A 21692-nucleotide genomic window follows, 5' to 3' on the forward strand; every position below is an offset into this window, starting at 1 on the left:
GGACCCATGGCGACTCCCCACACCCCGGGGCCGCATTGGAGACAACGCGTGAAGACCCAACACGAGCGAAGGTGGCTGGCCCTGCTCGGGGCCACGGCCCTGACCCTGTCGAGCGGATGTGGCACCGAGGCGATGGAGCCCGCCGCGCCAGCCCCCGTCACCGCCCCGGCGGATGAGACGGAAGAGAGCCTCAACCCCGAGCGGCGCGGCATTGGCGCCCTGCCCGAGATGGTGCCTTCGGGGCCCACGGCCTCGGTCGTCACCGTGGACCCTCGGCGCTCGCTGGTGGTGACGGACCAGGCGGTCCTCAGCGGCTTCTCCTTCTCGCTGCTGATGAGCGAGCTCGTCGCCAGCAGCGGGGTCGCGACGACGGAGCTGGACCTGTTCCACCAGTGGTGGGACACGGCGCGGCCCTCGCCCGGGCTCGGGGTGGGCGCCCACTGTGACACCACGGGCATCGCCAACATGAACGGCTTCCCGTACACCTGCCCGCGCAAGGAGGGAGACCAGGCGCTGGTGGACCCCTTCGTCAACCCCACGTCCAACCCCAGCGCGTACATCCCCATCGGCCTCTTCAACCGCTTCGACCTGGCGTCCACGCGCGGCACCAACTGCGGCGAGTACCGCATCGCCTACGCGAAGCGCTCGGGCCAGACGAACGGCGCGGACCGCAACCTCGTCATCTTCGAGGCGGTGCTGCCCAACCCCACGCCCTCGAAGGGGCTCGAGGGCTGCCGTCCCGTCGCCAACTTCTGGGCCGACCTGACGAACGACGCGGACCCGATTTCTCGCGCCTCGAAGCTGCGGACGTTCTACTTCATCGGCCTGCCGGGCTTCATGCCGGTGGTGCACATCGACAACTACGGCAACCGGACCACGGACGCTACCGGGCAGATCCGCTCCAACCAGTTCATGCAGTCCAACTGGACGCTGCGCGAGTTCAAGCTGCGCAAGGAGTGCCGCAGCCTCTCCCCGTGCACGCTGCGCTTCCTGCCCGTGACGGTGAAGACCAACCCGGGCGGCACCCTCTTCAACCCCGCCTCCGCCCACCCCGAGGCCGCGAACTTCCAGAACAGCTCCTTCCCCGCGCAGGTGTCCCGGCTGGCCGTGAATGACCTCAACACCTTCACGATGTTCACCTCGGACCTCCACAACAGCGGCCAGAGCGATGCGCAGAGCTCGACGGAGAACCACTACGTCAACCAGTTTGGCGTCGCGGCCAGCACCTTCCGCACGAACATCCAGACGCAATTGACGGCCATCGGCAGCACGCTCACGCCGGACAACATCGTGGCCCGGGCGCAGGCACAGTCGTGCGCCGGCTGTCACCAACTCAGCAACAACGCCAACCTGGGCGGTGGCCTCATCTGGCCCTCGTCGCAGCGCTTCACCCACGTCTCCGAGTCGACCGAGACGGGCCCGGACGGCCTGCGCCACCGCATCTCCCCGGCGCTCACCAACGTCTTCATCCCCCACCGCAAGGCCGTCTTCGAGACCTTTCTCAACGCCGCGTGCGGCGACGGGGTGTGCAACCCCTGGGAGTCCACGAGCTTCTGCCCCGCGGACTGCTAGGCGAGGCCCCAGCGGAGACAGGCCCTGCCAGCGTCAGGTGTCCGGGGGTACCGTCGTCCAGGCGGCACCCCTGTCACCGAGGCGTGGCACATGCACTGGGTCGTCCAGAACAACCTGTTCAACGAGCGCGGCTTCCACACCCTGATGCAGGTGCTGGAGCACGGTGGCCTCCCCCACACCCTGGTGAAGGTCATCCCCTTCGGCGGCGGCGTGGAGCCGGCCGTGGACGTCACCGGCCCCGTCATCGTCATGGGCTCGCTGACGCTGACCCGGTATGCGCGGGAGCGCGGCTGGGTGCCGGGCGCGTTCCTCAACGACAACTTCGACTTCCGCGTCTGGCGCGAGCACCTCGGTGAGCACCTGCTCAACGCCGGTGCCCGCGTCTGCCGCTTCGCGGACGTCACGCCGTTGGACGGGCCCTTCTTCATCCGCCCGTGCCTGGACGACAAGTCGTTCTCGGGGATGGTCACCACCTGGGACGAGTTCACCGCCTGGCGCGACAGCGTCCTGGGGCTCGGCGAGGACACCACCGTCTCCGCGGACACCTGGGTGGCGGTCAGCGCGCCCAGGCCCATCCAGCGCGAGTACCGCATGGTCATCGTGGACGGCCGCGTCATCACCGGCACGCGCTACAAGCTCGGGGACCGCGTCGTCGCCTCGGCCGAGGTCGAGCCGGAGGTGTACGCCTTCGCGCAGGCCATGGCCGACCGCTGGGCGCCGGACCGCGCCTACGCGCTGGACGTCTTCATGCACGACGGCGGGCTGTACGTCGGTGAAATCAACAACCTCAACTCGGCCGGCTTCTACGCGTACGACGTCGCGAAGATGGTGGCCGCCATCGAGGCGATGCCCTGGTAACACCCGGGAAGCTCAAAATCCGATGAACACATAATATCCGCTTGAATTCAGAATTGCTCATGTGTCATGAAATCCTTCCTTCTTTGGAAAGGTCGTGCGCGTGAGCAATCGATTCTCGAGGACGTTCTGGGCGGCGTGGCTGGGTGCGGGGCTGGCGGCTTGTGGCTCGGTACAGCCGGAGTCGGAGCCGGCGGCGGGTGAGGCGAAGGACGCCGACATCCAGGCCGCGCTCGCTCGCCTCCCGGGAGCCGAGGTGCTGGGCCGTGACGGCGAGGTGCCCTACTTCATCCGCGGCGAGCTGGGCCAGCTGGCCACGGACTCCGCGCAGAAGGCGCGCCTGGACGCGGGCGGCGAGGCTCGCGAGGCGCTGGGTGGCATCGCCGCGGCCTTCCGCCTGCGCAATGACGACCTGGTCTTCCGGCGCTCCACCGTGGACGCCCAGGGCCACAAGCACCTGCGCTTCCGGCAGCTCCTCCAGGGCCTCCCCGTGGTGGGCGCCGAGCTCGTGCTCCACGCGGACTCCAAGGGCCAGATCTACGCGGCCAACGGCACGGCCCACGGCAACGGCAAGGTTTCCGCCGAGCCGACGGTGGCCTCCGCCGCGGCGCTGAAGGCCGCGGAGCTGGGCTCCGGCGCGAGCGGCTCCACCGCGCGCGGCCCCGCCACCCTCGTCTTCATCCACACCGACGGCTCCGGCGAGGCGCGGCTGGCCTGGCAGGTGCGCACCGTGGGCGAGCGCGACGGCATGCCCGCCGATGACCTCGTCTACGTGGACGCGCAGCGCGGCGGCGTGCTGGCCGTGCACCCGCAGATCCACTCGGCCCTCAACCGCCGCGTCTACAGCGCCAACAATGGTTCGACCACGCCGGGCACGCTGAAGCGCAGCGAGGGCCAGGCCGCCATTGGCGACGCGCACGTGGACATGAACTACGACCAGCTCGGCGCCACGTACAACTGCTACCAGACGCTGTTCGGCCGCAACTCGTACGACAACGCGGGCGCGGCGCTCATCAGCACCGTGCACTACAGCACCAACTACGTGAACGCCTACTGGGACGGCACGCAGATGGTGTACGGCGACGGCAACGGCGTGGACTCCATCGAGCTGGGCAAGGACCTGGACGTCACCGTCCACGAGCTGACCCACGCGGTGACGGACACCGAGTCGGACCTCATCTACTCGGGTGAGTCCGGCGGCCTCAACGAGTCCATGTCCGACATCTTCTCCGGCGTGTGCGAGAGCTGGACGCGCGGCTGGGCCACGGACGCGGACGTCTTCAAGGTCGGCGAGGACATCTGGACGCCCGGCATCGCCGGCGACGCCCTGCGCTACATGGACGACCCGGCCGCGGACGACGCCTCGCTGGACTTCTACGGCGACTACTCGTCCGGCGTGGACGTGCACTACAGCTCCGGCATCAGCAACCTCGTCTTCGCGCTGCTCTCCAAGGGCGGCACGCACCCGCGCGGCAAGACGAGCATCAACGTGACGGCGATTGGCCCGGAGAAGGCCGGCCGCATCTTCTACAAGGCCAACACGGACCTCTTCACGCCGAGCACCACCTTCGAGCAGGCGAAGACGTACACCATCCAGGCCGCGCAGGCGCTCGGCTACGACGCGGCCACGGTGCAGGCCGTGACGGACGCGTGGCTCGCCGTCGGCGTGCCGCCCCCGCCGCCGGTGACGAACCCGCTGACCAACAGCGTGCCGGTGACGGGCCTGTCCGGCAGCTCCGGCAGCAAGAAGTACTACACGCTCGAGGTGCCCGCCGGGCAGACGAGCCTGAAGTTCGAGACCGCTGGCGGCACGGGTGACGCGGACCTGTACGTGCGCTTCGGCAGCGCGCCGAACAGCGGCACCTACGACTGCCGTCCGTACACCGGTGGCAACGCGGAGTCGTGCAGCTTCACCAACCCGCAGGCCGGCACCTGGTACGTCATGGTGAACGGCTACAGCTCCTACTCGGGCCTGACGCTCACGGGCACGTACGGCGGAGGCACGGGCACCGGGACTCCGACGACGACGACGGCCAGCGGCACCGTGGCGCGGAACGAGAACGACAACTTCGGGCCGTACAACGTGGTCGCCGGCACCAGCTTCAGCGTGGTGATGTCGGGCACGGGCAACCCGAACCTGTACGTGCGCTTCGGCGCGGCGCCCACCACCAAGCTCTACGACTGCCGGCCGAACGCGAACGGCGCCTCGGAGACGTGCACGCTGACGGTGCCCGCCGGCCAGTCGTCCGCGTACGTCATGGTGCGCGGCGGCAGCTCGGGCACGGCCTCGTACAACCTGACCATCAACTACACGCGGCCGTAGTCACACCGCACAGTCGATGAAGCAAGGCGGGCGGCTTCCCCACGGGAGGCCGCCCGTCGTGTTTTTCAGCGCGGGGACGCGGCCGCGAGCGCGCGCTCCAGGGCCGCCGCCTGCTGCTGAAGCTCGGGGTCTGGCCCCTGGAGCGCCTTCTGTGCGTGGCCCCGCGCCCGGCCCGGGTCCGTCTTCGCCAGGGCCATGGCCAGGTGCAGATTGGCGCGCGGATGGGCCGGATGGGCCGCCAGCACGGGCGCCAGCACCCGCTCCGCCCGGGCATCGTCCCCCTGCTCCAGCAGGAACATGGCCAGGTCGCACGCGGGCTCCGGTGCGTCCGGCGCGCGGGCATGGGCGAGCTCCAGCAGCTCCACCGCCCGGGCACGCTCCCCAGCCAGGTCCAGGGCGCGCGCCAGGCCGTGCATCACCTCCACGGACCCGGGCGACAGCCGGAGCGCCTCCTCCAGCAGGCGGCGCCCCTCCCCCACGTCTCCGGCCTCCAGCCGGGCCATTCCGTCGCGATACAGGTCCGCTGCCACCAGGGTCTCCTCGCACCACGCGGTGCGTCAGTCACATTCACGCAACTCGAGGCCTACAATCTCCGACAATGAGCGCATAGGAAACTTCTTCCCCCAGGGTTCCCATGCTCGTCCGCCCCCCGTCAGTCTCCGCCCGCCGCCCCGTGTCCTCCGAGCCCGCCGCCGCCCGGCCCAACACCGCCGCTCCGGCGCGTCCCCAGCCGAAGGATACGTTCACCGGCGCCACCTCGGCGGCGCAGCGCACCGCGAAGGTGGCGGCCGCTCCGGCGGGTGACCACGGCAAGCTGATGAGCGAGTACCTCACCGGTGCCCGCCCGCCCCCGGCCGACTTCGAGAAGGTCATGGGCTACAAGCCCTACGCCATCCAGACGAAGCACGGCCAGCGGATGCAGGACCCGTTCGGCGACGCGTCGGCCCCGGGCAAGATTGGCCCGGACAAGGAGTTCGACCCGGCCGCGAAGACGCACGACTACGGCTACGACATCCTCCGCTACTACGCGAAGAAGGGCACCCCGCTCGCCCCCGAGGCGCGCAAGGCCGCGGACGCGCAGTTCCGCAAGGACCTGTTCGACTACGCCAATGACCAGAAGGGCTTCGGAGACCGCTTCAAGTTCCGGGCCTGGGCGCAGATCTACGCCACCGCGGTGGAGCTGAACTCGCGCGTGCAGCACTACGGCCCCCCGTGAGCCTCCAAGCTCACTGCATGCCGTAGCGCCGCAGCTTGTCGTAGAGCGTCCGCAGGCCGATGCCCAGTCGCTGGGCGGCGCGCTTGCGGTTGCCACCCTCGACCGCGATGGCCTGTTCAATGGCCATCCGCTCCAGCGCCTCCAGCGTCGTGTCCGGCACCCGCGCGCCTTCCAGGGACGCCGCCGCCCGAGCGCCGAGAGCGTCCTCGGAAGCCGGCGCGCTCGTGGGGTCCAGGTACAGGTGACGTGACTCCACCAGCGTGCCGTCCGCGAGGATGGCCGCGCGCTCCAGCGCGTTGCGCAGCTCGCGCACGTTGCCCGGCCACGGGAAGTCCTCCAGGCGCGCGGAGGCCTCGGGGGACAGCCGCAGCCCCGGGCGCCCCAGCTCCTCGCCGATGCGCTTGAGCAACAGCTCCGACAGGGGCTTCAAGTCTTCACGTCGCTCGCGCAGCGCGGGCAGGCGGATGGGGAACACGGCGAGGCGGTGGTAGAGGTCCTCGCGGAACTCGCCGCGCGCCATCATCGCCCGGAGGTCGCGGTTGGTGGCGGCCACCCAGCGCACGTCGGCCTCCAGCGTCCGCGTGCCGCCCACCCGCTCGAAGCGCCTTTCTTGAAGTACGCGCAGCAGCTTCGCCTGCAGCTCCGCCTTCAGCTCGCCCACCTCGTCGAGGAAGAAGGTGCCGCCCTGGGCCAGCTCGATGCGCCCGCGCCGCTGGGCCACCGCGCCGGTGAAGGCACCCTTCTCGTGGCCGAACAGCTCGCTCTCCAGCAGCGTTTCCGTGAGGGCCGCGCAGTTGACGGCCACGAAGGGCCCGTCGGCGCGCTCGCTCTGCTGGTGGAGGGCGCGCGCGGCCACCTCCTTGCCGGTGCCGCTCTCGCCCACCAGCAGCACCGTGGCCTGCGTGGGCGCCACCTTGCGCAGGGCCTCCACCACCGGGCCCATGGCCGGCGCGCCCCAGCTCAGCACCACCTCGCCCGCGGAGTGCCGGGCCTCCGCCTTGAAGTTGAGCAGCGAGCGCCGCTCCAGCGCCCGCGCCACCGTCAACCGCAGCTCGGCCGGGCTGCTCACCGGCTTGGTGAGGTACTCGAAGGCGCCGGCCTTCATCGCCGCCACCGCGCTCTCCACCGAGCCGACGGCGGTGAGCACGATGACCTCCACGTCCGGCTGCTCCTCGCGCACCTTGCGCAGGAGCGCCAGCCCATCCAGGCCCGGCATCTTGAGGTCCGTCAGCAGCAGGTCCACGCCCTGCTTCGCCAGCAGCCGCGCCGCCTCGTCACCGTCGGCGGCCGTCGTCACCGCGTGGCCCTCGTACTCCAGCGCCTCGGCCAGGAACGAGCGCACGCCCTCTTCGTCATCCGCCACCAGGATTCGCGCCATGGCTTCAGCCCCCCCGGGAAGGAACGGTGAGGCGGAACTCCGCGCCCCCGCTCGCATGAGTGCGCGCGCTCACCGTGCCGCCGTGCAGCTCGACGATGCGGCGGGTGATGGACAGGCCCAGCCCCACTCCGCGCAGGCGCCCAGTGACGAATGGCTCGAAGATGCGCTCCTCCTCGCCCGCGGGGATGCCGGGCCCGTGGTCCTTCACGGTGAACACGAGTGCCTTGCCCTCCTGCTCCACGCGCGCCTCCACGCGCTGCCCCGCGGGGCTGGCCTGCACCGCGTTGCGCAGCACGTTCTCCAGCGCCTGCTGCAAGCGCCCGGCGTCGAGCGGCCAGTGCGTGCCCGCCGGCAGGTAGCGCGCCTCCACGTTCGCCTCGCCCGTGGCCTCCACCGCCGCGCGGAGCACATCGTTCGGGTCCGCGTCCTCGCGCCGCAGCTCGCCGCTGCGCACGAAGCCGAGCAAATCATTCAGCAACTGCTCCAGCCGCACGGCCTCGTTCACCACGCGGTCCACCTTGGGGCGCAGCGTCTCGTCGCGCTCCACCCGCTCGGCCAACAGCTGCGCGTGGCCCTTGAGCGAGGCCAGCGGGTTGCGCAGCTCGTGCGCCAGCACCGCGGACATGGTGCCCAGCGCCGCGAGTCTGCGCCCGCGCTCCAGCTCCTCCGCCAGGGCCTCGCGCTGGGCCTGCGCGCGCGAGAAGGCGAAGGCCAGCACGAGGATGCCCACGCACGACACCATCGCCACGATGAGCAGCCGCTGCGAGCGCGACTCCAATTCCTGCGCGGTGAGCGGCTCGAACTCATAGGCGATGCGCAGCATCTTCCGCGGGTCCTGCGGCTCCGGGGGTGGCGTCACCGCCGGGGCCTCCGCGGTGCCAGCCGGAGGGCGGGGCCTCCGCAGCCGGTGGACGAGCTGGGCGCGGCTCCCGTCCAGCCGCAGTTGGGGCCCGTCCTGCTGGAGGACCAGGTCGCCGACGGAGCCCTCCCCCGCCGAAGCGAGCACCTTGCCATCCTCGACGATGGCCACGTAGCGCAGCCCGCCGTCCCGATGGGCCGCGAGGAACGCCTCGATGGCCTCCTGACTCGGCACGCCCGTCGTGTCGCGGAAGGCCTCCACCCCGGCGAGCATCAGCACGTTGGCCATGCCGCGCTTCACCAGCGACGAGGACTCCAGCGCCGAGCGGCGGATGAACAGCGCGGCGGACAGCAGCACCGCGCACATCAGCACCGCCGCCCCCCACGGCATGAGGGGACCGCGGCGCCACCATGACGTGGCGCTCATCGTCGACCTCCGCTGCGGGGACTCCAGGTCCAGGGGCTTGCCTTCCACACTGCGAACTCTGCATGCGGAGTGCGGAATCCGCACTCCCTTCCAGCCGGGCACCACGTCCCGCGGGCACCACCTCGCTCGGCTGTCTCCAACGTCATGGGCACCTCCCCCAGGGGAACGGAGCGCGACCCTTCAGGCCGCAGGCTGGGAGGACGGGCAGGCACGGGGGGCCTGCGCTTCCTCTCCGCCAGCGGTTCCATTGCAATCAGGGGGCCCATGCCCCTTGCACGAGGACTCCCGAGGGACACGGGGCGCCCGGGTGCAATCTCCGCGAGGAAGGCTGCCCGGCGGGCATGCGGAATCCGCAGTCGTCGCGCGGATTCAGCAGGACCCGTGGCGATTTCACCCGTTGTTTCAAGGGGTTGAGGGCTGGCAAGCAGTATGCAATCCCCTCTCGCGATGAAGACGCCCCAGACAGCGTGGTCGAAGAAGCGGCCCCACCGGATGACGGCCCTGGCCCTGGGCTTCCTCGGGCTGGTGTCGGCGCCGGGCGTGGGTCTGGCGCAGGCACCCGCCGAGGCACAACCGCAGCAGCAGCGCCCGGAGGACGCGCCTCAGCCCCGGCCGACGATGAGTGTCACCCTGGAAGAGGCCATCGCCCGGGCGCTGAAGACGAGCCCGCAGGTGGCGCAGGCCGCCGGCACCGTGACGACCTCCGAGGCGGCCGAGCGCAGCGCCTTCGGGGCGTACCTGCCGAGCCTGTCGGCGAACGCGAGCAGCTCGCTGGCGAGCAGTGACCGGTTGGACCCGGAGACGGGCGCGGTGACGTCGGGCTCCAACGACACGTACAGCGCGGGCCTGTCGGCCGGGTGGGACGTCTTCACGGGCGGCCAGCGCGGGGCCAACAGCCGCCAGGCGAAGGCGCAGTCGAGCGCGGCCGAGGCGCAGCTCACCGCGCAGCAATCCAACGCGGTGCTCGACGTGGAGCGCTCCTTCTACGAGGTGCTCCGCGCGCAGGGCCTGGAAGAGGTGGCTCGCTCGCGAATCGAACGGGCGAAGCAGAGCGCGGAGGCGGCGGATCGCCGGCTGGCGGTGGGCTCGGCGACGCGCTCGGACGTGCTCCGCTCGCAGCTCGAGCTGACCACTGCGCGCGAGGCCCTGCTCACCGCCCAGACGCAGCGCGACTCGGCGTCCCTGGCGCTGGGGCGGCTCATCGGCGAGGACGGTGCGGTGGACGCGAAGCCGCTCGACAACCTGGAGCCGAAGCCCCTGCCGCTCACCGAGGAAGCGCTGGTGAATGAAATCGCGGCGCGGGCGCCGTCGGTGCTCGCGGCGGAGGCGAACCTGCGCTCCTCGGAGGCGGGCGTCGGCGCGGCGAAGGCGACGTACCTGCCCACGGTGCGGCTGGCCGCCGGCTATGACTGGTTCAACCAGGACCTGGCCTTCACGGGCGGACGGACGAGCTGGTCCGTGCGGCTGGGCCTCTCCTACCCCATCTTCGACGGCTTCCTCCGCGAGGAGCGCGTGGTGCGCGCGCGGACGCAGGAGTCGGTGTCGCAGTCGCAGCTCGCGGACACGCGGCGCGCGGTGCGCTCGGGCGTGGGCCAGTCGCTGAGCCAGCTGCGCCTGACGTCGGAGCGCATCAACTTCGCGAAGCAGTCCGTCGAGGTGGCCCAGGAGGACCTCAAGGTCCAGACAGAGCGCTACCGCCTGGGCGCCACCACCATCCTGGAGCTGCTCACGTCCCAGGAGAGCCTGGTCCAGGCGCAGATCAACCTGGTGGCCGCCCGCTTCGACTACCAGATTGCCCGCGCCGAGCTGGAGGCGCTGGCCGGGAGGCGCCTGTGAATCCCTCCACGAGCACGCAGCCGGCGACGGGCCCGGTGCCCACGGGCGGACGGGACATCTCGGACGTGGTCATCCGCGTCGAGGGGCTGTGCAAGGACTACAAGATGGGCTCGGAGGTGGTGCGCGCGCTGCGCGGCGTGGACCTCACCATCCGCCGCAACGAGTACGTGGCGGTGATGGGCCCGTCCGGCTCCGGCAAGTCCACCTTCATGAACCTCATCGGCTGCCTGGACGTGCCCAGCGGCGGGCAGTACTGGCTCAACGGGCAGCCGGTGGCGGGCATGTCGGAGAACGCGCTGGCCCGCATCCGCAACCGGGAGCTGGGCTTCGTCTTCCAGAGCTTCAACCTGCTGCCCCGCGCCTCCGCGCTGGACAACGTGGCGCTGCCCCTCATCTACGCGCGAGTGGCCAAGAAGGAACGGCGCGAGCGCGCGGCGGCGATGCTGGAGAAGGTGGGCCTGGGAGCGCGCAAGGACCACCGGCCCAACGAGCTTTCCGGTGGTCAGCGCCAGCGCGTGGCCATTGCCCGCGCACTGGTGACGCACCCGGCGCTGCTGCTGGCGGACGAGCCCACGGGCGCGCTCGACAGCCGCACGGGAGAAGAAATCATGGCCCTCTTCGGCGAGCTTCATACGCAGGGCCAGACGTTGATGCTCGTCACGCACGAGTCGGACATCGCGGCGCACGCGCAGCGGGTGCTGTTCCTGAAGGACGGCGTCATCGAGCGGGACGAGCGGAAGCGGGACTGAGCAGCGCCGCGCTGCGTGCGCGGCGACATGGACCTTGGAGGACGTCGTGAGCAAGACGAAGAAGTGGGTCATCACGGGCGCCGCGGCGCTCCTGCTCGGTGCGGGCGGCTACGTCATCAAGACGCGCGGTGAGCAGCCGCAGGCGCAGGAGCAGTCCACGTCGGTGGCGGTGGTGGAGCGCAAGGACATGGAGGTGGTCGCCGAGGCCTCCGGCCTGGTGGAGCCGCTGCGCGTGGTGGAAGTGAAGTCGAAGGCCTCGGGCGAGGTGCTGCGCGTGCACTTCGACACCGGCGACAAGGTGGAGAAGGACGCGCTGCTCGCGGAGGTGGACCCGCGCGACGTGCAGAACGCGCTGGCCCAGGCGCAGGCGGACGTGGACTCCGCGCGAGTGCGCATGAACACCACCGAGGCCCAGCGGCTGCGCCTGGAGGAGCTGCGCAAGTCCGGCTACGTCACCCAGCAGGAGTACGAGGCCGCGGTAGACGCGTCCGCCACGGCGCGGGCGACGAAGGTGCGGGCGGAGACGAACCTGCAGCTCGCGAAGGAACGCAGCCGGGACGTCACGATTCGCGCGCCGATTGCCGGCACGCTGTTGGAGCGGACGATTCAGCCCGGCCTCATCATCGCCTCGGCGACGTCCAACGTGTCGGGCGGCACCACGCTGTTCAAGATGGCGGACCTGTCGGTGATGCAGGTGCGCGCCAAGGTGGACGAGACGGACGTGGGGCAGATCAAGGCCGGCCAGAAGGCCCGCGTGACGATGGAGGCCTACCCCGGCCGCGTCTTCATGGGCGACGTCGTCAAGGTGGAGCCGCAGGCGCTCGTCGAGCAGAACGTCACCCTCTTCCCGGTGATTATCCGGATGGACAATCCGGAGGGGCTGCTGCGGCCGGGCATGAATGCGGAGGTCTCCATCGAGATTTCGCGGCGGCGTGATGCGGTCACCGTGCCGAACGCGGCGGTGGCGACCATGAAGGATGCCCGCTCCGCCGCGACCGCGGTGGGAGTCTCCGAGGAGGCCGTGCGCGCGGTGATGCGTCCGGCGGGCGGGGCCCCTGGCGCGGGCGGTGCGAGCGGCGCTGATAACGCCGGCAATGGGAACGCGGCGGAAGGCAATGGAACCGTCGCCAGGGGTGAAGGCGCGCGTGGCCGGGGCATGGGCGACGGCGCGGGCAATGGCGACGCGAACGCGGGCGGCGCTGGGACGCCGGGTGGTGCGACGACCACCGCCACCGCTGGCGGTGCTGCTGCAGCGGCGGCGGGTGCAAACGCGGGCGCGGCAGGAGCCGTGGCGGGTGCTGGCGGCGCGAACGTGGTGCCGGCAGCGAGCCAGGGTGGAGGCCGTGGCGGCCGGGGTATGCGGGGCGGCAGTCAGGCTACGGGCGACACGCGGCCGGGCATCGTCTTCGTGCAGGGCGCGAAGGGAACGGAGCCCCGGCGCGTGGTGCTCGGCATGAGCGACTGGGAGAGCTCGGAGGTGGTCAGCGGGCTGGAGCCCGGTGAGAAGGTGCTGCTCATCTCCGTCGCGCAGCTCAAGGCGCAGCAGCAGCGGAGCACGGAGCGGATGCGCCAGATGGCCGGCGGAATCGTTCCCGGCGCGGGCGGCGCTGGCGGACGCGGCGGTGGTGGAGCGAGGTAGTCAGGAGGAGGCCAGGTCATGGGTGAAATCATTCGGGTCGCGTTCGACGCGGTCCTCGCCAACAAGCTGCGGTCGCTCTTGACGATGCTGGGCATCGTCATCGGCATCGCCGCGGTCATCACCATGGTGGCGCTGGGTGAAGGCGCGCAGCGCTCGGTCGCGCAGCGGCTGCAGACGCTCGGCACCAACGTCCTCACGGTGCGTCCCGGCCAGTCCTTCGCGGGCGGCCTGGGCCGGGGACAGGCGTCGATGACCATCGAGGACGCGGAGGCGCTGCGGGCGAACCCAAAGCACATCCAGGCCGTGGCCCCCGAAATCGAGTCGCGCTTCCAGGTGGAGCACGGCGCGGCCAACGCCAACCTGTCCGTGGTGGGCACCTGGCCGGCCTACTTCGACATCAACCAGGCCCGCGTGGTGACGGGCCGCCTCTTCACGGACGCGGAGGACCGGGGCCGCCGGCGCGTGGTGGTGCTGGGAGCACTGGCGGGTGCGCAGCTCGGCCTGAAGGACTCCTCGTCCCTGGTGGGCGAGAGCATCCGCATCCGCGGCATCCCCTTCGAGGTCATTGGCGTGCTGGCGGAGAAGGGAGCCCAGGGCTTCTCCAACCCGGATGAGAGTCTCTACATCCCCCTGGCCACTGCACAGTTCCGGGTGATGGGCAGCGACCGCATCCGCTCCATCGCCGTGCAGGCGGCGGACGACAAGTCCATGGACGATGCGATGATTGAGATTGACACCACGCTCCGGCGCGAGCACCGGCTGCGGCCGGACGCGCAGGCGGACTTCAACATCCGCGACCAGGCCTCGCTGCTCACTACCATGCAGGAGACGACACAGACGTTCTCCCTGCTCCTGGCAGGCATTGCCGCCATCTCCCTGCTGGTGGGAGGCATTGGCATCATGAACATCATGCTGGTGTCCGTGACGGAGCGGACGCGAGAGATTGGCCTGAGAAAGGCATTGGGCGCCACGGGCATGGACATCATGCTCCAGTTCCTCGTGGAGTCGCTGGTGCTGTGTCTCGCGGGTGGCACGCTCGGGTTGATGCTCGGCGTGGGAGGAGCCGCGCTCTTGCAGAAGGTAGCGGGCTGGACGGTGGTGGTCGCGCCCGAGGCCATCGTCGTGGCCATCGCCTTCTCCGCGACGGTGGGCGTGTTCTTCGGCATCTGGCCCGCTCGGCGCGCGGCGAGCCTCGCTCCCATCGAGTCGCTGCGGTACGAGTGAGGGTGGCACCGGCGGCAGCGAGTTCGATTCCCGCCGCCTCCACATTCAGAAGCCCAGCAATCTCACCGGGTTGCTGGGCTTTTTCTTTGGCCTCGTGGCCTCATGTGCCCTCAGTGTGCCCCTCCGGCGTCTCTGCCCGGTGCGGCGTGGAGCTGGGGGCACGGGCCGGTCGAGCTGCTGCACCGCGCTCTCCCGAGCCTCCGGTGCGAGGTGGGCGTACCGCATGGTCATCTCGATGGTCGCGTGCCCCATCAGCTCCTGGATGACCTTGAGCGGGACACCCCTCATGGCGAGGTGGCTGCCGTAGGTGTGCCGCAGGTTGTGCCAGCCGATGCGCCCTTGCTCGCGACTGATGCCCGCCCGTTGTACCGCGCGCTGGAGCGGCAGCTTCATCAGTCCATCGGTGAGCGGCTGGCCGTCCTGCTGGCAGAACACGTAGGGGCCGCGCAGGTGCCGGTGTCCCTTGAGTGCGTCCACCGCCGAGGCCGGCAGGTCCACCGTCCGCTCGCGTCCGCCCTTCGGTGAGCCCGTCACCCCGCGCCAGATGGTGCGCCGCACGTGCAGCTTGCCGCGCTGCAAGTCCACGTCACTCCACTGGAGCCCGATCAGCTCTCCCTGCCGCAGCCCCGTCTTGAGGGCCACGAGCAGCACCGGCCGCCACTCCGGTTCGGCTTCGGCAACAAGCCGCTCGGCCTCCTCGAAAAGGCGAGGAAGGCCTCGTAATCCTCCTGCTCGTCCACGCCGAGCCGGCACTTCACCGTCACCGGCACTGCCACCGCCGCGCGCATGGCGGCGATGCACTCGGCCACCAGCGGTGGCTCCTTCATCAGGCAGGCGCCGAAGCGCCCGGCCTGCACGCGGTCGGAGGGGCAGCCGACGTTGAGGTTGACCTGATCGTAACCCCAGTCCGTGCCGATGCGCGCGGCCTGCGCCAGCAGGTCCGGGGCGCTGCCGCCCAGTTGCAGCGCCACCGGATGCTCGCTGGCGTCGAAGCCGAGCAAACGTTCGCGATCGCCATGGATCACCGCCTGCGCGTGCACCATCTCGGTGTACAACAGCGCGCCCGGCGCCAGCACGCGATGGAAGGCGCGGCAGTGGCGGTCGGTCCAGTCCATCATGGGGGCGACCGACAGGCGTGCCGCGGGCCCTTGCAAGCCCGTGGCGCGCCCTTCCTGGTCCGCGGAGTCATCCAGCATGCGGCGATTATCGCCGCATCGCTGGCCCGCCGGAGCTATCTCAAAGGGACGGGCCGGTTGCGCCGGAGCACGTCCCATCCCCGCGGATGCCGCGGCGGCAGGCCGGCACGACGCCGAACCCTCGGCGAAGGCTGCACGCCGGCGCGTTCACGGGCATCCTCGACGATCGCAGCGACATCCTTGAGGTACTGCAGCGCTTCGCCCTGGGTTCGCAAGGCCTTGACCCGCGCCAGGATCGCCGGGTGCTCCGCCTCGGGAGTCACCTCCATGTGCTGGGCGAGCGCCGAACGCAGGGTGGCGGCGCGGGTGCCGTTCGGATCGTCGGACAAGAGCCGCTCCGGATGCGCGGCGACGGCATCGGCGATGCGGACTTCCTTCATCCGCATAAGCGCGCCGCCGTCGGGATCGGGCAGGGTCATCGGCGCGTCCTGGCGAGGTTCCGGCAGGGTCGCGAGGTGCTTGAAGCCGGAACTGCTGGAGGACCGGACCGTCAGCGGCGAGAGGTTGAACAGGTCGATCAGTGTCGAGGCGATCGAGGAATGCTCGTAGACCCGGTGGTCGACCAGGTTGCGGGGGATGAGGGGCGACACGATGATGGCCGGCACCCGCACTCCCAGGCGGTCGAACGTGAACCCGAACGCCCGCCCCTTGGCACCGGTGGGCCTCGCCTTGGGCGGAGGCACGTGGTCGTAGAAACCACCATGCTCGTCGTAGGTGACCAGCAGCATGCTGCTCTCCCAGATCGGGGAGCGCCGCAGCGCCTCGTACACCCGCTTGATCAGCCGTTCGCCCGCCCTCGCGCTGCCGAGCGGATGCTGCGAGTTGCCGTCGCGGAAGTCGCCCAGCAGCGCGTCGTAGCTCGGCTCGATGAAGGTGTAGGCGGCGTCGTAGTCGGGCGAGGCGATGTCGTGCAGGAAGTCGTCGAAGTCATCCACGTCCCAGGTCCGGCTCACGCCGTCGAGTTCGGCGACGTTGGGGAACTCGTCGCAGGCGTAGATCCGCCACTTGACGTCATGCTTGTCCAGCAGCTGGTAGATCGAACCGTTGGGGAAGGAGAAACCGCCCCAGTGGTTGAGCAGGCTCTCGGCGTACTCGTCCTTGCTCGGCGAGTTGTCGAAGTCGGCGGCCGTCGCGGCGTGCACGAACCACCGGTTGGGTTCGGTCGGTCCCGGCATCGAGCTGAACCAGTGGTCGCAGACCACGAACTCCTTCGCCAGCGCCGTGATGACCGGCACCTGGTCGGGGGTGAAGCAATGCATGGCGCCTGCGGGATCGTCGGCATGCCCGCGCGCGTGCCGGGAATAGAAGCCGGAGTTGTTCGGCTCGGGGTAGGGCTGCCCTGCCGCGTAGGTGGCGCCTTGACCACACAGCTGCTCGAGCACCGCGTCGAAATTGTGGCCGGGGTCGTGGCGCGCCACGTCCGGGGCGCCACGCACGGGCGATTGGCTGACGCCGGCGTAGGTGTTGGACTCGTTGCCGCTCAGGCCGTCGATCGCAGTGGGCTGGCCGCTGCTCGCGTCCGTGCCGGTGATGCCGGAAAATCCCAGCATGTGGTCGAAGGAGCGGTTCTCGAGCACCAGGACGAACAGGTGCTTGACCCGGCTCTTGCGGTGGTCGTGCACCACGCCCCCGCCCCGGCCCGGCCCTGTCTCCGGCGCGGGCACCCAGCGAACGCCATCGCCGCGATGGTCGCGCACGACGTTCGTGGAGTGCGACTCCGGTTGCGTCGGCGGCGGCAGCGGCGGCGACACGACTGGCGCGCCCTGCGATGGCGCCGCGCCGCTCGCCCGCCTGCGCTCCCAGTGCCCTGGCACGAAGTTGCCGCCCTCCATGCGCCCGCGGACGAACACGAACGCGTCACGCTCGGCCGAGAACACGGTGACATAGGAAATGGCCTGGCCCAGGCCCAGCGCGCCCAGGTCGGGGCAGTCCGCCATCAGCTCGACGGAGCGACCGTAACCGCCATTCTCGTTCGCGTGCTCGTACAGCTTGACGCACCAGCCGGCGGGCACGCGCACGGACAGGGTTGTGTCATTGAAGGTCGCGGCATCGACGAAGCGGGTGCTGCCGATGCCGAGCGTGATGCTGTCGCCGCGGAAGCCTCGGTCCGAGAATAGTACGATGTCTGCCATGGCACGCTCCTGTCGGTGGGAACCACGGTACTCCACAGCAAACGACAGGCTTTCCGCAATGCGGACAGTCGCATTTCGGCAACGTGTTTTTCGCGAATCCGCGAGCGCTTCGCGGCGCCTGTCGCAGTCGTCAGTGAGCGCGCGCGCCCGAATTAACGCATAGCACAGCCACGGCGTGGTCCGCGTCGTCCCGCACCGCGAAGCTCGCGGCCTTGGAGGTGCTTTTCGCCACCCGCACGCCGATGACGGTGGAGGCCCCGTTCGCGTAGATGTGCTGCAGCGCGCGGGTGAGTGAGAGGGGATTCGCCCCATCCACTGGTTTGTCGAAGTCGTCCGGGAGCCCGAAGACCTCACGGGCATTGGCGAAGCCCGAGAGGGTGACCGGGACTCCCACGGGACCGGCGCTGGCCGTCCCCACGACGCCGACGATGCCGGTGGCGATGCGCCCGGCGGATATCAACCCCTCGGCCCGTACGTCGACATAGGTCCCCGGAATGATCATTTCGGGCATCCCTGCCTCCTATTCGGTCACGGCTCCCTGCGCGCCCCCTCTCCTCGCTACTCAGCAGCGCGGAGCGGGGTTGGCAGTGTTCACTCGCCGTGAATATAGAGCGACTATCCGAGAATAGGCAAAGGGATCAGTGCAATTCGCTGCGGCGCACTGCGTCGGCGGCGGTGCGGGCCCAACGACCGGTCACTCCGTTGGGTCGACGACCTCCATCTGCATTTCATTCATCCGCCCACCCCGCACTGTAATCTTGGAGAAGGCAGTTTCGATCTCACGAAGATCCGTAGGCGTCAGCTGAACCTGGATTGCCTCCAGGTTCTCCTCGAGGTGAGCCGGGTTGCGCGTACCCGGGCTCGGAACGATCCAGGGCTTCTGCGCCAACAGCCATGCCAGTGCAATCTGAGCAGGCGTTGCGCCCTTCTTTTCTGCGACGCGCCTGAGCAGCTCGACGACCGCCGCATTGGCCGCCAGGTTTTCAGGGCTGAAGTGCGTGAACCCGGATCGAAGGTCTGTTTTCGGGTCGAGCCTCGTGCCAGCGTCAATCTTCCCAGTCAGATAACCCATTCCAACTGGACCCCATGGGACGAAGCCGATTCCCAGCTCCTTGCACGCATCTGGGCTGCACGAAGGACCTGGATGCCCTGGTTCCTGTCCGCGGGAGGCCCGTAGTTGGCGCTGATACTCATGCACCCGGCTCCCAGCTCCGAGACCTCCAGGCTTCCGAGCTTTCGTGTCTTCATCTTGCTTTCCCCGCTACGCAGCCCCTTGTCGCTCCCGCTGTTGATTCCCTTGGACTGCTCCGATGACGTGGCGCAACGCATAAGAGGGATGGGGCCCTGTTGAGGGGAGGGAGGGTGCAGAGGCGCCGAGGAGGGCCACTGACGGGGCCGCCCGAGTGATGCTCCCGTCCGGTGGACAGGCCGCTTGAGCCCCCTTGGGGTACACGCCTGCCCAGACCGCGCTCCCATCAGGTGCGTAGCAGGGGCCTGGACCTCTTGGCGCCTCTTGAGCCTCAACACCACGCGGCCTGCTCCTCTGTGTTCGCGTCGAGCACGAGCCCGGGAACTGCCGCAAGCATGGGGCGGCCTCCTGCACGTTCAACCTCTCCTGGTAGCCGCCGCGAGCGCCTCGGAGAGCATACGCTCCGCATCGCTCGAGGCCTCGCTCCACCGCGCCGCCACCATCCCATCGGGACGGATCAGGCAGGCGCCCGAGGCTCCCACGCCATAGGTGCTCTGCCAGCCGTCGACACGGTGGGCCTGGAGCGGAAGCCCCGCGCGCTTCGAGAGGGCCTCGCTCGCATCGAGCCAACTCCGGTCCCCCGCCAGCAGGACGAAGCCTCCGCCAAACAGATCGATCGTCGACACCGGGCGTTCCCCCGACGAGAGCCACACGTGCGGCGCGCGCGTGCCGGGCTCACCGTTGAGGGTCAACATCCGAGGGAGCGGCTCATCGGAGCCATAGCGATAGCCGAAGATGACCACCCGGGCACTGACGGCCCCGTCGTCCTCCGGCATCGCGGCTCCCTTCTCGAGACGCAGCGCGAGGAGGGTGGCCTGGTTCGCGGTCGCTGCGGCGACCGGGCGGCGCTCGGAGTCATAGGTCTCCAGCAGCGACGGCCCGGCCTGTCCCTTCAGCACGGCCGCGAGCTTCCAGGCCAGGTTGGCCGCGTCCTGGATGCCGGTATTGGCGCCGTGCCCTCCCGTGGGCGGCATCTGGTGCGCTGCATCCCCAGCCAGGAACACGCGGCCCGAGGAGAAGCGCTCCGCCACCCGCTCCGCCGCCTCCCACGGAAACGTGCCCAGGAGCGTCGGGACAAGCTCCGGCAGCCCCGTGGCGAGGCGGATGAGACGCGTCCAGCGCTCCTCGGTGAAGTCCGCAGGTGCCTCTCGCGGAACGTCGAGCCGGGTGGCGTAGATCCACCGGTCCTTCACGTCCGTGGCCACCATGACGCCGCCCGCCTCGGGGTGCTTCAGCACCGCGAAGCCGAACGGGTGTTCCCTTCGCACGGGAGACAGATCCGCGTGAAAGAGGGTGGAGACGTTGTGCCCCAGTGAGCCATGCCCCCGCTGCGCGATGCCGAGCGCCTCGCGAACGGAGCTGCGCACACCATCCGCCGCCACCAGGTAGTCGGTGTGAACCGTGTACGTCTCTCTCGTCGCTCGATCGAGGACCTGAGCGGTCACTCCCTTCGCGTCCTGGGTGAACTCCTTCAGTTCGTGGCGGAAACGCACCTCGGCCTGCTGCTCGCGCGCGGCTCGCAGCAGGATGGGCTCGAGCCTGTCCTGTCCCAGGTAGACGTGCGGACACGGGCTCAGGTCCGACCGATGTGCTCCCGGCGCCGCGGGCATCCAGGACAACACGGGCCCCGCAAGCGTGAGCGCCACCAACTGGCCTCCACCGCCCAGATCGGGAGGCACGCCTCCTACCCGCTCGATCTCCTCTCGCGCGCACGTGGAGCGGAACAGCTCGATGGTGCGCTCGTGGAATCCACGGGCTCGGGGGTGGATGGAGGTGCCCTCGTGCTTCTCGAGGACGAGGGCCTTCACCCCGCGATGCGCCAGGAAGAGCGCCGTCGACAGCCCGACCAGGCCGCCGCCGACGATGAGCACCGGGACACGCTCTTCTCGCGAGGTCTTCTCGTTCATGCCTCGGGCTTCTATCAACTCGGCAGCAGGTATGGCTCGTAGCGCTTCGGGCTGGCCAGGTAGGCGGCCACCCGCGGGCGCTCCGAGATGCAGGCCTTGAGCGCCGCGAGCTTCGGGAACGCGGTGACGAAGACGCCGTCCGGCACCAGCGAGTGGAAATGAGGAGTCACCTCAGCGTTCGTTACGTCGACGAGTTCGCGGCTGCTTCGACTGCATCGACCTTACGAAGTCCACGAAGGCACGCAGCGGCGTCGGCAGGTGCTGACGACTGGGGTAGTAGAGAAAGGGCCCGGAGAAGCTCAGCCACCACGATTGGAGCACGGGAACCAACTCTCCTCGGTCGAGGAAGGGACGGAGCCAATCCTCGAATAGATAGACGATCCCGCTACCCGCCACGGCGGCATCCACAGCGAGCTCCGTCGTGCCACCGAAACCGACGATCAGCGGGCCCTTCGGCTCGACTTTGATCGTCTTTCCGTCTCGTTCGAACTCCCACGGGTGTAGCGGCCCGTTCGAGAAGCGCCATCGTAGGCAATCATGTTCGAGCAGCTCATGTGGATGTGTGGGACGACCACGGCGAGAAAGGTATGTGGGTGACGCGGCCGCGGCGAACCGCTGGACGCGCGGACCGATGGGAACTGCTACCATGTCCTTTTCGAGCCATTCTTCGTAGCGGACGCCGGCGTCGAAGCCTTCTGCGACCACGTCGACGATACGCTCCTCGGCGGTCACCTCGAGGCAGATGTCGGGGTACCTCGCCAGGAAGGGCGGCACGATGTGAGGAAGGACGAGCCGTGCAGCGGCGGTCGGCACGTTGAGCCTCAGACGACCCGCGGGGCGATCTCGGAAATCGTTGACCACGTCCAGCGCAGCGCGCACTTCACTGAGCGCCGGGGTGATCCGCTCGAGCAGGCGCGCTCCTGCGTCGGTGGGTGTGACGCTGCGAGTGGTGCGATGAAGCAGCCGAACTCCGAGCCGGGCTTCCAGTCGACGAACCGCGTCGCCCATGCGCGACGCGCTTGTGCCTGCCGCACGGGCGGCGCTGCGAAAGCCGCCCGCACGGGCGACCGCCAGGAACGTGGTGAGGTCTGCGAGGTCATCCATCAACTGTGCAAATTATCGCACAGCCCG

At 69.7% G+C, this 21692-nt stretch carries 18 protein-coding genes and 1 pseudogene; 8 read left to right on the top strand and 11 right to left on the bottom strand.

Going from position 1 to position 21692, the window contains the following annotated elements:
- Window positions 1–48: 48 nt before the first annotated feature.
- The 3 genes from G4D86_RS11645 to G4D86_RS11655 all read left to right on the top strand — a co-directional run bounded on the left by G4D86_RS11645 (window position 49) and on the right by G4D86_RS11655 (window position 4750).
- Complete coding sequence (locus tag G4D86_RS11645; protein ID WP_163992717.1) at window positions 49–1572, top strand: hypothetical protein; 1524 nt, start codon at window positions 49–51, stop codon at window positions 1570–1572.
- A gap of 90 nt (window positions 1573–1662) precedes the next feature.
- Window positions 1663–2430 carry an ATP-grasp domain-containing protein gene (locus tag G4D86_RS11650; RefSeq protein ID WP_163992719.1) on the top strand — a complete coding sequence of 256 codons (768 nt, stop codon included), beginning with the start codon at window positions 1663–1665 and terminating at the stop codon, window positions 2428–2430.
- A gap of 100 nt (window positions 2431–2530) precedes the next feature.
- The gene (locus G4D86_RS11655) at window positions 2531–4750 is read left to right on the top strand and encodes a M4 family metallopeptidase (RefSeq protein ID WP_163992721.1); all 2220 of its coding nucleotides are present in this window, start codon (window positions 2531–2533) and stop codon (window positions 4748–4750) included.
- Between the two features lie 65 nt (window positions 4751–4815).
- Here the strand turns inward: G4D86_RS11655 and G4D86_RS11660 are convergent, their stop codons facing one another.
- Entirely contained in the window at window positions 4816–5280 is a 465-nt protein-coding gene (locus tag G4D86_RS11660; RefSeq protein WP_205519541.1) for a tetratricopeptide repeat protein, read from the bottom strand.
- A gap of 104 nt (window positions 5281–5384) precedes the next feature.
- On the opposite strand from G4D86_RS11660, the gene G4D86_RS11665 reads away from it, so the two are divergent.
- Entirely contained in the window at window positions 5385–5966 is a 582-nt protein-coding gene (locus G4D86_RS11665) for a hypothetical protein (protein WP_163992723.1), read from the top strand.
- Between the two features lie 10 nt (window positions 5967–5976).
- Here G4D86_RS11665 and G4D86_RS11670 read toward each other — a convergent pair whose 3' ends face one another.
- Together G4D86_RS11670 and G4D86_RS11675 are read right to left on the bottom strand one after the other, a co-directional pair.
- On the bottom strand, window positions 5977–7344 hold the full coding sequence (locus G4D86_RS11670; protein WP_163992725.1) for a sigma-54-dependent transcriptional regulator: 1368 nt from the start codon (window positions 7342–7344) through the stop codon (window positions 5977–5979).
- A 4-nt stretch (window positions 7345–7348) separates the two neighbouring features.
- Window positions 7349–8629 carry a sensor histidine kinase gene (locus G4D86_RS11675; protein ID WP_163992727.1) on the bottom strand — a complete coding sequence of 427 codons (1281 nt, stop codon included), beginning with the start codon at window positions 8627–8629 and terminating at the stop codon, window positions 7349–7351.
- A gap of 429 nt (window positions 8630–9058) precedes the next feature.
- Between G4D86_RS11675 and G4D86_RS11680 the strand changes: the two genes are divergently transcribed.
- The 4 genes from G4D86_RS11680 to G4D86_RS11695 all read left to right on the top strand — a co-directional run bounded on the left by G4D86_RS11680 (window position 9059) and on the right by G4D86_RS11695 (window position 14077).
- Window positions 9059–10465, top strand: a complete 1407-nt coding sequence (locus G4D86_RS11680; protein WP_240360194.1) for a TolC family protein — start codon at window positions 9059–9061, stop codon at window positions 10463–10465.
- Window positions 10466–10530: 65 nt separating this feature from the next.
- Window positions 10531–11214 (top strand): ABC transporter ATP-binding protein, encoded by a 684-nt coding sequence (locus G4D86_RS11685; protein ID WP_420821856.1) that lies wholly within the window; start codon window positions 10531–10533, stop codon window positions 11212–11214.
- A 46-nt stretch (window positions 11215–11260) separates the two neighbouring features.
- Window positions 11261–12853, top strand: a complete 1593-nt coding sequence (locus tag G4D86_RS11690; protein ID WP_163992731.1) for an efflux RND transporter periplasmic adaptor subunit — start codon at window positions 11261–11263, stop codon at window positions 12851–12853.
- An 18-nt stretch (window positions 12854–12871) separates the two neighbouring features.
- Entirely contained in the window at window positions 12872–14077 is a 1206-nt protein-coding gene (locus G4D86_RS11695; RefSeq protein WP_163992733.1) for an ABC transporter permease, read from the top strand.
- A gap of 156 nt (window positions 14078–14233) precedes the next feature.
- Here G4D86_RS11695 and G4D86_RS54290 read toward each other — a convergent pair.
- The 8 genes and pseudogenes from G4D86_RS54290 to G4D86_RS11735 form a co-directional block, all read right to left on the bottom strand.
- Window positions 14234–14779 (bottom strand): annotated as a pseudogene (locus tag G4D86_RS54290) (tyrosine-type recombinase/integrase); the annotation flags it as partial.
- Window positions 14683–15351 carry a tRNA-dihydrouridine synthase gene (locus tag G4D86_RS54525; protein WP_476705408.1) on the bottom strand — a complete coding sequence of 223 codons (669 nt, stop codon included), beginning with the start codon at window positions 15349–15351 and terminating at the stop codon, window positions 14683–14685. The pseudogene G4D86_RS54290 and the gene G4D86_RS54525, both read right to left, overlap by 97 nt.
- Window positions 15309–17405, bottom strand: a complete 2097-nt coding sequence (locus tag G4D86_RS11710; protein WP_163992738.1) for an alkaline phosphatase family protein — start codon at window positions 17403–17405, stop codon at window positions 15309–15311. The genes G4D86_RS54525 and G4D86_RS11710 overlap by 43 nt, the downstream gene beginning before the upstream one ends.
- A 130-nt stretch (window positions 17406–17535) precedes the next feature.
- The gene (locus G4D86_RS11715; RefSeq protein ID WP_163992740.1) at window positions 17536–17916 is read right to left on the bottom strand and encodes a phage tail sheath protein; all 381 of its coding nucleotides are present in this window, start codon (window positions 17914–17916) and stop codon (window positions 17536–17538) included.
- Window positions 17917–18099: 183 nt separating this feature from the next.
- Window positions 18100–18603 carry an aldo/keto reductase gene (locus G4D86_RS11720; RefSeq protein ID WP_205519542.1) on the bottom strand — a complete coding sequence of 168 codons (504 nt, stop codon included), beginning with the start codon at window positions 18601–18603 and terminating at the stop codon, window positions 18100–18102.
- A gap of 407 nt (window positions 18604–19010) precedes the next feature.
- Window positions 19011–20561 carry an FAD-dependent oxidoreductase gene (locus G4D86_RS11725; protein WP_163992742.1) on the bottom strand — a complete coding sequence of 517 codons (1551 nt, stop codon included), beginning with the start codon at window positions 20559–20561 and terminating at the stop codon, window positions 19011–19013.
- A gap of 14 nt (window positions 20562–20575) precedes the next feature.
- Complete coding sequence (locus G4D86_RS11730) at window positions 20576–20731, bottom strand: glutathione S-transferase family protein (protein ID WP_163992744.1); 156 nt, start codon at window positions 20729–20731, stop codon at window positions 20576–20578.
- 1 nt (window position 20732) lies between these two features.
- Window positions 20733–21665 (bottom strand): LysR family transcriptional regulator, encoded by a 933-nt coding sequence (locus G4D86_RS11735; RefSeq protein WP_205519543.1) that lies wholly within the window; start codon window positions 21663–21665, stop codon window positions 20733–20735.
- Between the last annotated feature and the right edge of the window lie 27 nt (window positions 21666–21692).

It is taken from the genome of Pyxidicoccus caerfyrddinensis, from assembly GCF_010894405.1.
Taxonomy (GTDB): domain Bacteria; phylum Myxococcota; class Myxococcia; order Myxococcales; family Myxococcaceae; genus Myxococcus; species Myxococcus caerfyrddinensis.